Below are 8,930 nucleotides of genomic sequence, written 5' to 3' on the forward strand. Positions count from 1 at the left end.
GCCCCGGCGGGGGAGCGGCGCCGGGCGCGGTCGACGGCGTCCTGTTCGACGTCGACGACACGCTCGTCGACACCCGCGGCGCGTTCGCGCTCGCGATCGACGCGGTGTGCGCGGTGTACCTGCCGCACCTGCCCGTCGAGCGGTACGGCGAGGTCCTGGCGCTGTGGCGCAGCGACCCGCACGGCTGGTACCGGGCGTACACGCGCGGCGAGCTGACGTTCGACGGGCAGCGCATGCTGCGCGCGAACGAGCTCCAGGAGACGTTCGGCGGTGCGGTCCTCGACGAGGACGGGTACGCGGGTTGGAAGTCGGTCTTCTGGGGCACGTTCGAGGAGAGCTGGCGCGCGCACGACGACGCCGCTCCCGTCCTCCAGCGGCTCGCCGCCGCGGGGGTGCGGGTGGGGGCCCTGTCGAACGCGGCCGTCGCGCTCCAGACGGACAAGCTGTCGCGGTCGGGGCTGTCCGAGGTGCCGATGCTCGTGGGCGTCGACACCCTGGGCTTCGGCAAGCCCGACCCGCGGGTCTTCGTCGAGGCGTGCGCGCGCCTGGGCACCGACCCGGCCCGCACGGTCTACGTGGGCGACGAGCTCGACGTCGACGCCCGCGCGGCCGCCGCTGCCGGGCTGACGGGCGTGTGGATCGACCGGCCGGGGACCCGGCGCGGCGGCCCGGCCGAGGAGGACCCCGAGGTCGCGCGAGCGGCCGGTGTCCACGTCGTGGCGAGCCTCGACGAGGTCGGCGACCTGGTGCTCGACGGCCGCTGACCGCTCGTCGGACGGCGAGGTGGAACGTGCTGCATCGAGGTGGTGCGCGGTGCGTTCCACCTCGCGCAGCCCGTTCTACCTCGCGGTCGCGACCGCCGCGATGCGCCGTGCCGCCGCCGTCAGCTCGGTGCCGTCCTTCCAGATCATGCGCAGCCGCCGGGACAGGTCCAGGCCGGGCACGTCGACCTGCACGAGCGACCCTCGTGCGAGGTCGTCGGCCACGGTGAGCCGGGACAGCACGGCGACGGCCCCGCCGTACTGCACGGCGGTCTTGAGGGACGCGGTCGACCCCAGGTGGGGCAGGTGCTCCGGTAGCCGAGCACCCGTCGCGAGCAGCGACTTCTCGAGGGTCTCCCGGGTGCCGGACCCGCGCTCGCGCACCACGAGGCCTCCGCCCAACAGCTCGTCGACGGTCGCGGTGCGGCGCCTCCGGGACGCCCACGGGTGCGTGGGGGCGACGACGACGAGCAGCTCGTCGCGGGCGAGGGTGCGGCTGCGGAGCCCGCGCCGCATGGTCGAGCTCTCGATGAACCCGAGGTCGGCCGCGTCGGCGAGGACGAGGTCCATGACGGTGCGCGAGTTGCGGACGAGCAGCTCGACGTCGGGGGCCGGGGGCGGGTCCTCCGGGCCGACGATGGCACCCGCGGCTCGCGGAGCGGCGAGCGTCGCGAGCCATCGGGGCGCGAGGTACTCGGCGATCGTGAGGCTCGCCGCGAGCCGGATGCGGGCCGAGGGGGCCTCGCGGAGTGCCGCGGCCGAGGTCTCGAACCGGTCGGAGGCGTCGATGACCTCACGGGCCCAGGTCGCGGTCGCGCGCCCCGTCTCCGTCAGTCGGGCACCACGGGTCGAGCGGGTCACGAGCTCGAGGTCCAGGTGCCTCTCGAGGCGCCGCATGCCGGCCGAGGCGCTGGGCTGCGACACCCCCAGCGCACGGGCGGCCGCGCTGATGGACCCGTGCCGGTCGGTCGCGACGAGCAGCTCGAGCAGGGCCAGCGAGGTGCGCTCGCGGCGTGGGGGAGCGGTGCTCGCGGGGGTTCGCTGGCCAGCCTCAGTCATAGCCTCATCCTATGGCTAGGTCGTTAAGTGGGCCTTCTGGCGCAGGTCCGGTCGCGGCACGGTGGAAACATGACCCCCACGAACGACCTCGCAGCCCCCACCCCGGGCGCGACGCGCGCCCCCGACCGCCTCGCGACGACCGGCAGCCCGGCCCCGACCGAGAGCCCTGCACCCTGGATCCGGCGCGCCGCCCCCGGGCTCGCCTTCTGCGCCGTCGCGACCCTCGTCGCCCACCTGCTCGCGCAGGTGGTCCCGCTCTCGCCGCTCGTGCTCTCCCTCCTGGTGGGTGCCGTCGTCGGCTCGCTGCTCGGGAGCCTGCGGCGCGCGGGCGGCGCGAGCGGCGCCGTCGGGCAGGGAGCCGGGGTCGCACGGTGGGCCGCCGCCCTCACGTCCCGCACCCAGGAGGGGACGCGGTGGACCGCGACGCGTGTCCTGCGCGCGGGCGTCGTGCTGCTGGGTCTCCAGCTCTCGCTGCCCGAGGTCCTCGCGCTCGGGTGGCGGGGGCTCGCGGTCGTCGGGATCACGGTCGCCGTGACGTTCAGCGCGACGCTCGCGCTCGGACGGGCCCTGCGCGTGCCGCGTGTGACCTCGCTGCTCGTCGCGACGGGGTTCTCGATCTGCGGCGCAGCCGCGATCTCCGCGATGCAGGGAGTCGTCGGGAGCGGCGACGGCGAGGAGTCGCGCCGCGAGGCCGACGACGCCGTGGCGACCGCGCTCGCGCTCGTGACGATCTTCGGGTCGCTCGCGATCTTCGTCCTGCCGTGGCTCGCCGGGCTGCTGGGCCTCGCCGAAGACCGCGCGGGGCTGTGGATCGGCGCGAGCGTCCAGGAGGTCGCGCAGGTCGTGACCGCGGGTGGCGCCGTCTCGGCCGCCGCGCTCGCGACCGCGACCGTGAGCAAGCTGGCCCGCGTGGTGCTCCTCGCCCCGCTCGTGGCCGGGGCCGGGGTGCTGAGGGCTCGGCGCGAGCGTGTGGCGCGGCCCGCGGACGTCGAGGTCGCCGCGGGGGGCTCCGGGACCTCGGCGGCCCGCCGGACGCCACCCGTGCCGCTCTTCGTCGTCGGCTTCCTCGTGGCCGTGCTGGTACGGAGCACGGGCGTCCTGCCCGCGTCCGTCATCGAGGTGACGACCATGGTCACCACGCTGCTGTTCACCGCCGCGATGTTCGCGATGGGCCTCGGGGTCGACGCCGCGCACCTGGTCCGCACGGGGCGGCGCGCGCTCGTGCTCGGCACCGCGTCGGCCGCGGTGGTGACCGGGACCTCCCTCGTCGCAGTCCTCCTCCTGACGTGACGCCCCCGTGACGGCGACCTGACACCCCCGACCCGACACTCCGACGCGACACCCCCGGGCTGGCGGCGACGACGCTCCGACGTCGCCACGAGGCGGTGGGTTACCGGACGCTCGCGTCCCAGCGCCACCGGGTCCGTCGCGGCAGGCCGGGCAGGTCGCTGCGGCCTGTCGCCCACACGAGGGCGTCGTCCGGGGGAAGGCCGAGTGCGGCGGGCGGCAGGTCGGGGAAGAGCCGGGCCAGCACCCGGGCGCTCAGGCCCTCGGGCGGCGTCGGAGACGTGCCCGTGAGGCCCTGGAAGACGTCCCGGCCGTGGACGAGGATCTCCACGACGCCCATGGCTGCGAAGCCCTCCGGGTCCGAGAGCCCGTACGGGTGGTAGGCGCGGGCCGTGGAGGGCCGGGCCGCGACCTGGGCGGCGAGCAGCTCACCGCCCGCGACGACGACCTCGGCCAGGCCCGCCGGCCCGGCCTCGCGCTTGACGTGCGCGATCTCGTCCTCGCCCTTGGGACCCGCCAGGGGCAGGTAGTCGAGCAGGGGGAGGCCCGCGACCTGGAGCGCGTAGGCCAGGAGGTCGTCGACGACGTGCTCGGCGGTCGCCCAGCACGACCACCGCACGGGCCCCGCCTGCGCGTCGAAGGCCGCGTCGGGGTGCCGCGCGAGGCCGTCGGCGAGCCAACGGGAGGCCGCGCGGACGTCGTCGGGCGTGACGGGGCCAGGGGCAAGCGTGGTCGCGAGATCCTCCGGCTGGGCGCTCACGCGTCGACCGCGTCGGCGTCGGTGCCGCGGACGCGGTCCGCGCGCCAGCACTCGGCGCGGTACGGGAGGTCGATCTGGGACCGGCCGGCGAGCGCCGGGTGCGTGGCCACGAGCCGGTCGACGGCGTCGAGCAGCTCGTCGCGCTCGCTCGGCGGCAGGGTCAGGAGATGGCTGCGCGTGGACGCGAGCGTCCGCAGCGACGCGGCCGGCAGGCGGTCCTCCCACGAGAAGGTCGCGTGCTCGAGCGGTGCGAAGGCTCCGTCGCCGTCGTCGATCGTGGGCGTCCGGTGGACCGGCTCGAGCGAGTCGCCCCGATGGATGATCTCGGTGAAGCTCTCGACCCAGTCGACCGTGTGGTCGCGGACGTTCCACACGACGCCCAGGCGCCCGCCGGGACGCAGGACGCGCGCGATCTCCGGGACGGCGACGGCGACGTCGAACCAGTGCCACGCCTGGGCGACGAGGACCGCGTCGACGCTCCCGTCCTCGAGAGGGATGCGCTCGGCGGTCCCGGGCAGGACGTGGGCCCCCGGCACGGCGTCCTGGAGCTCGGCGCGCATGCCCTCGGAGGGCTCGACGGCGGTCACGTGGAGCCCGCGCGCCACGAGGCGTTCGGTGAGCTTGCCCGTGCCCGCGGCGAGGTCGAGCACGTGCCGTGCGCCCGCGGGGAGCATCCAGTCGATCGCGGCGTCCGGGTAGGACGGCCGGACGGCGCGATACTCGCCCGCTCCGGCGCCGAACGAGGACGCGCGCTCGGCGTGCGAGGCGCGTGGAAGGTCGGGGGTCGGGGCGTCGTCGGTGCTCACGTCTTCGACGGTGCCACGTCCGGGCGGTGCGGTCTACATCTGACGCACGACGTGTCCCGGGCGGCGTGGGGTGGGCTGCCACCGCGGCCGGCCGGCGCGGGGGAGGCCGGCCGACGCGGCGGGGCACGTGCGGGCGGGGGACGCGAGGGCGATTTGGCCGGGCCGGAAGTGTCCGGTAGTGTTTTCTCTCGGTGAGGCGCTCACCCGCGGCCCGGGAACGGGACGAGGGCGCGGCGCTGATACCTCCTTGGGGTATGGTGTAATTGGCAACACAACGGTTTCTGGTACCGTCATTCTAGGTTCGAGTCCTGGTACCCCAGCGCAGAGCATGCAGCGCATCGAGTCGGTCAAACCGACACGAAACGTGCAGTAGAGTTCTCAACGGCACGGCGCCCCTCGGGGTGACGAGCTTAGGCCCCCATCGTCTAGCGGCCTAGGACGCCGCCCTCTCACGGCGGTAACACGGGTTCAAATCCCGTTGGGGGTACGTACGAGGCCTGGCCATCGTCAGATGACCGGGCCTCGATGACGCTCACTCATCCTTCGGGGTGGGGGAGCGGTCCTGGCCCCCATCGTCTAGCGGCCTAGGACGCCGCCCTCTCACGGCGGTAACACGGGTTCAAATCCCGTTGGGGGTACCAACGCAGAGCTCGATCATCGGAAGATGGTCGAGCTTTCGTCGTCTCTGTGGCTGGTGCTCACGTGCCAGGGCTGGTGCTCACGTGCCAGCGCTCACGGGCGGGCGGGCACGTGCGGTCCGGGAGCCGGTCCACCGCTCGCGGGGTACCGGCGAGATGCTAGTTTCCTGCGATGCTCATCGACGAGACGTGCAGGGTCTGCGGCTGGTCCGACCCGGCAGGCACCGAGGAATGCTGGCTCGGGGGAATCCCCCTCTCCGCCATCTGTGACTGCTGCGGATCCGAGAGCGGCGTGGAGGACGTCTCCTGGCGCACAGCGCTGCGTGCACGCAAGGCCTGGGTCGGCGCGGGCGCACGCTGGTTCGCCCCCGAGGCGCGCCCTGCGGACTGGGACCTCTTGGCGCAGCTCAAGCGCGTCAGGTCTCGTCGTGGCCCGGACGTGGGCTGACACGGGCGCCCCGCTCGTCGTCAGGCCCGTCGTGCCGGCCCGTTCCCGTCGAGGAGCCAGTCGAGCACGTCGCCGGCCGACCACGCGCCGACGTGCCGCTCCGCGAGCCGTGCCGCGCCGACGACGTCCGCCCCCAGGGTGACGAGGGGGAGCTCGACGTACCCGTCGGCACGTGTCTGACCGAGCCCGACGTCGGCCGCGAGCGAGTTGCACAGGCACGACCGGCCGACGGCGTCGTCGGCCCCTCCGCCCTTGCGCTCGAACATGTGGGCCGGCTCCGCAGGGCAGCGATAGGTGACCTTGCCGTCGTCCTTCTCGACCGGGGTACGGAGGTAGCCCAGGTCGCACAGCCGGGGCCGCGCCGCCGCGACGTCCGCGGCCGAGAGGGTGCCCGGGAGCTGGGCGACCTTGAACGGGAATCCGGTCGGCGAGGTGAGCGGCTCGGTGCGTACGTCGAGCGTCCCGGCGCGCAGCCGCGCGAGCACGTCCTCACGCAGGGCCGGATCGAGCCCCGAGTCGGTCGAGAGCGCGAAGAGCGTGCCGACCTGGATGCCCGTCGCCCCGGCCTCGCACGCGGTGGCCAACGCCTCCGGGGTGCCCTGTGCGCCCGCCAGCCAGAACGGCAGCCCGATCGCGGCGACCTTCGTCAGGTCGGCCTGGTCGCGTGGGCCGAACACCGGCTGCCCCGCCTCGTCGAGCGTCAGGCGTCCGCGGGGAGGGGCGTTGTGCCCACCGGCGGGAGGGCCCTCGACCACGAAGCCGTCGGGCCGGGTGCGGTCCTCACGCACCAGGTGCTCGGCCAGGGCGTGCGCGGAGACGACGGCGAGGAACGTGGGCCGCGTCACGGGCGGCAGCGACCCGCCGAGGAGTGCGTCGGGGTCGAGATCGACCGTGTGGTGGCTGCCCCCGACCACCGCGACCGGGAACTGGACGGCCTCATGACCCGCGAGCCGGTCCAGCAGGTGCGGGATGTCGCGGGGGATGCCCGCCCCGGTCACGACGTAGTCCGCCCCGGCGAGCATCGACCCGTAGGCGGCCGCCGGCGCGGCCATCTGGATCTTCTCGAGGAAGTTGATGCCCACCTGCCCGTCGTGCCCCTCCTTGGCGAGCCACACCTCGACGAAGCTCCCCAGGATCATGAGCTCCTGCGCCAGGCGGGTCTGACGGAGTGCGAGGCGAGGCACGGGAGCGTAGGGCTGGCCCTCGCCGCGCCCCTCGGGGCGGAAGTAGCGCGAGAGCACCCGCTGGGCGAACCGGGGCACCGGGAAGGCGTCGAGCGCCCTGCGGACCGCGCCGTCGCGGTCGCCGTTCTGCAGCCTGCGCGCCAGGACGAGGTCCAGCGCGGTCCCCGAGACCAGGCCGAGCTGCCCCGTGCGCGCGACGGCCGACGCGAGTCGCCAGGACGAGACCGCCATCCCCATCCCGCCCTGGATCACACGAGGCAGGGGCGGGAACGATGCGGGGACGGGCAGGGACAGCGTGGTCACAGGTGGACCCTTCTCAGGCCTGGGGGCGGGTGGTTACTGCACCGTAGGTTGCAGTCCTGAGTCGGGAACAGGGTCGAAGGGCCCGAACCTGGTGGAGATGCCACGGTGCCGTGCTCTCTGCTCCCGGTCGGAGGGGCCGGGGCAGGGCCGGCCGAGGCGCCCCACGGACCGGTGGGACTGGCTGTCGACGCGTCAGGCGGGTGGGGGCGGGACGGGCGGGTTCGCCGACGGCGGGCCCGAGGCGTCCTCGGGGCGCGACCACGGATCCGTGGCCTGCCACCCGCTCAGCGGGTCCCAGGGCGTGACGGGCACGAACCGGCCGCGGTCGTCGTCGGAGACCTCCCATGCGGGACCGTCGGACTCGCCGTCGGTCTCGTCGCCGATCGGCTCGTCGAGCCGGTCCGGCTGGGCTGCGCGGTCCGGCCGGTCGGTCACCGGGGCGGGCGGCGGCGGGGGAGCCATGACCGGTCGGTCGGAGCCGTCCAGCCGGGGGGAGCTGCCGCGAGGCGCGACGAACAGGTGACCCTGCCCGCCCGCCTGCACCGAGCGCACGGCGATGGGCTGTGTCGCGGCGGCCGACAGGTCGCCCTCGGGCCCGTCGCTCGTCGGGGCCCAGCTCAGCCGGCCGGGGACGGAGGTGGGTGCCTGCTGCGACGTCGCGAACGGGGCGTGCGCGGGCTGTGCCGTGGGCGGGGGAGTCGTACCTCCCGCGGGTGCGCCGCCCCGCGGCTGCTGTCCCCACGGCCCGCCGCGCCCGCCGGGGATGAAGATGGTGTCGCAGAGCTTGCGGTACGTGGCGTCCGGGTTGGCGACCCAGTTGATGCGGCTCATGGCCTGGTCCTGCCCGGCGGACTCGAGGATGAACTGGCCGTAGCCGAGGACCCGCCCGAGGATCGAGCGGCTGTAGCTCATGTCGGTGACCTTGCCGAGGGGCATCATCGCGACCTTGTGGGTCACGAGGCCGAACATCAGGAGCATGCGCTTGTCGGTTGCGACGAACCACTCGTTGCGCCAGTCGAGGACCTTCCACAGCAGGCGGAGCGCGACCAGCACCCAGGCCCACCAGAGCAGCAGCGAGCCCTCTCCCACGGCCGGAGCGAGGACGCTGACGAGCCAGGCCGCGAGCAGGAAAGCGGCGAAGGTCGTGGCGACGGGTTCCGCGAGCTTGCCCCAGTGGGCGCGCGTCGCGAGCACGACGCGCTCGCCCGGCAGGATGTAGCGCCGCAGGTGGCGCGCGCTCAGTCGAGGCGCAGCCTCGTACGCGGGTGCGGGGAGGTCCTGCGCCATGGTGCGCCTACTTCATGAGCGACTGGACGAACTGCCCGAAGCTCTGGAAGGCGCCCAGGATGACGTCCCAGATGGCCTGGACGATGTCCGCCGCGCGGTCGGGGCTCTGGACGACCGCGTACAGCAGGAAGACGATGACGACCCACATCAGGATGGTCTTGGCCTTGCCGGGCATCGTGTGGTCCTCACGTCGTCGATCGGGGCGGTTCTCGGCTCTGCCCGCCATGGTGGAGCGAACAGGCGGAGCGCCGTCGGAGGCGCGCCGGGGCCGAGTCTAGCGTTTCGCCCGAATCGGTCGTGGGTCCCGTGTCATGACAAGGCGGTGCATCGCACGCAGGGCGCCGACGACATGCACGGGTCGGGACGACGCGAGGGCCGGGTGCCTCGCGGCCCCGGC

At 74.4% G+C, this 8,930-nt stretch carries 9 protein-coding genes and 3 tRNA genes; 6 read left to right on the plus strand and 6 right to left on the minus strand.

The genetic code is table 11. The features are described from left to right. Positions 1-764 (plus strand): HAD family hydrolase (locus tag ACFRCR_RS13550; protein ID WP_377678213.1); only part of this gene is annotated, 764 nt, incomplete at its 5' end. A gap of 75 nt (positions 765-839) precedes the next feature. Here ACFRCR_RS13550 and ACFRCR_RS13555 read toward each other — a convergent pair. After that, entirely contained in the window at positions 840-1,820 is a 981-nt protein-coding gene (locus ACFRCR_RS13555) for a LysR family transcriptional regulator (RefSeq protein ID WP_377678215.1), read from the minus strand. A gap of 69 nt (positions 1,821-1,889) precedes the next feature. Here ACFRCR_RS13555 and ACFRCR_RS13560 point away from each other — a divergent pair, with 69 nt between their 5' ends. Further along, on the plus strand, positions 1,890-3,110 hold the full coding sequence (locus ACFRCR_RS13560; RefSeq protein ID WP_377678217.1) for a YeiH family protein: 1,221 nt from the start codon (positions 1,890-1,892) through the stop codon (positions 3,108-3,110). Positions 3,111-3,210: 100 nt separating this feature from the next. On the opposite strand, the gene ACFRCR_RS13565 is transcribed toward ACFRCR_RS13560, so the two are convergent. After that, positions 3,211-3,867 (minus strand): hypothetical protein, encoded by a 657-nt coding sequence (locus tag ACFRCR_RS13565; protein WP_377678218.1) that lies wholly within the window; start codon positions 3,865-3,867, stop codon positions 3,211-3,213. Further along, positions 3,864-4,673 (minus strand): class I SAM-dependent methyltransferase, encoded by an 810-nt coding sequence (locus tag ACFRCR_RS13570; RefSeq protein WP_377678219.1) that lies wholly within the window; start codon positions 4,671-4,673, stop codon positions 3,864-3,866. Before ACFRCR_RS13570 ends, ACFRCR_RS13565 begins: the two co-directional genes overlap by 4 nt. 248 nt (positions 4,674-4,921) lie before the next feature. Here ACFRCR_RS13570 and ACFRCR_RS13575 point away from each other — a divergent pair. The 4 genes from ACFRCR_RS13575 (at position 4,922) to ACFRCR_RS13590 (ending at position 5,759) form a co-directional block, all read left to right on the plus strand. Next, positions 4,922-4,993, plus strand: a tRNA-Gln gene (locus tag ACFRCR_RS13575). A 94-nt stretch (positions 4,994-5,087) separates the two neighbouring features. Then, a tRNA-Glu gene (locus ACFRCR_RS13580) sits at positions 5,088-5,160 on the plus strand. 78 nt (positions 5,161-5,238) lie between these two features. Continuing rightward, positions 5,239-5,314: transfer RNA gene (locus tag ACFRCR_RS13585), tRNA-Glu, on the plus strand. A gap of 289 nt (positions 5,315-5,603) precedes the next feature. Continuing rightward, entirely contained in the window at positions 5,604-5,759 is a 156-nt protein-coding gene (locus ACFRCR_RS13590) for a hypothetical protein (RefSeq protein WP_377678221.1), read from the plus strand. A 20-nt stretch (positions 5,760-5,779) separates the two neighbouring features. On the opposite strand, the gene ACFRCR_RS13595 is transcribed toward ACFRCR_RS13590, so the two are convergent. The 3 genes from ACFRCR_RS13595 to ACFRCR_RS13605 form a co-directional block, all read right to left on the minus strand. Further along, positions 5,780-7,246: a nitronate monooxygenase gene (locus ACFRCR_RS13595; RefSeq protein ID WP_377678222.1), complete on the minus strand. Its 1,467-nt coding sequence runs from the start codon at positions 7,244-7,246 to the stop codon at positions 5,780-5,782. Positions 7,247-7,438: 192 nt separating this feature from the next. Beyond that, positions 7,439-8,533 carry a PH domain-containing protein gene (locus ACFRCR_RS13600; RefSeq protein ID WP_377678224.1) on the minus strand — a complete coding sequence of 365 codons (1,095 nt, stop codon included), beginning with the start codon at positions 8,531-8,533 and terminating at the stop codon, positions 7,439-7,441. 7 nt (positions 8,534-8,540) lie between these two features. Continuing rightward, positions 8,541-8,708, minus strand: coding sequence for a hypothetical protein (locus ACFRCR_RS13605; RefSeq protein WP_164984114.1), 168 nt, complete (start codon positions 8,706-8,708; stop codon positions 8,541-8,543). Between the last annotated feature and the right edge of the window lie 222 nt (positions 8,709-8,930).

Origin of the sequence: Oerskovia sp. NPDC056781, assembly GCF_042789955.1 — a bacterium.
In the GTDB taxonomy this organism is placed as follows: Bacteria; Actinomycetota; Actinomycetes; order Actinomycetales; family Cellulomonadaceae; genus Oerskovia; species Oerskovia rustica.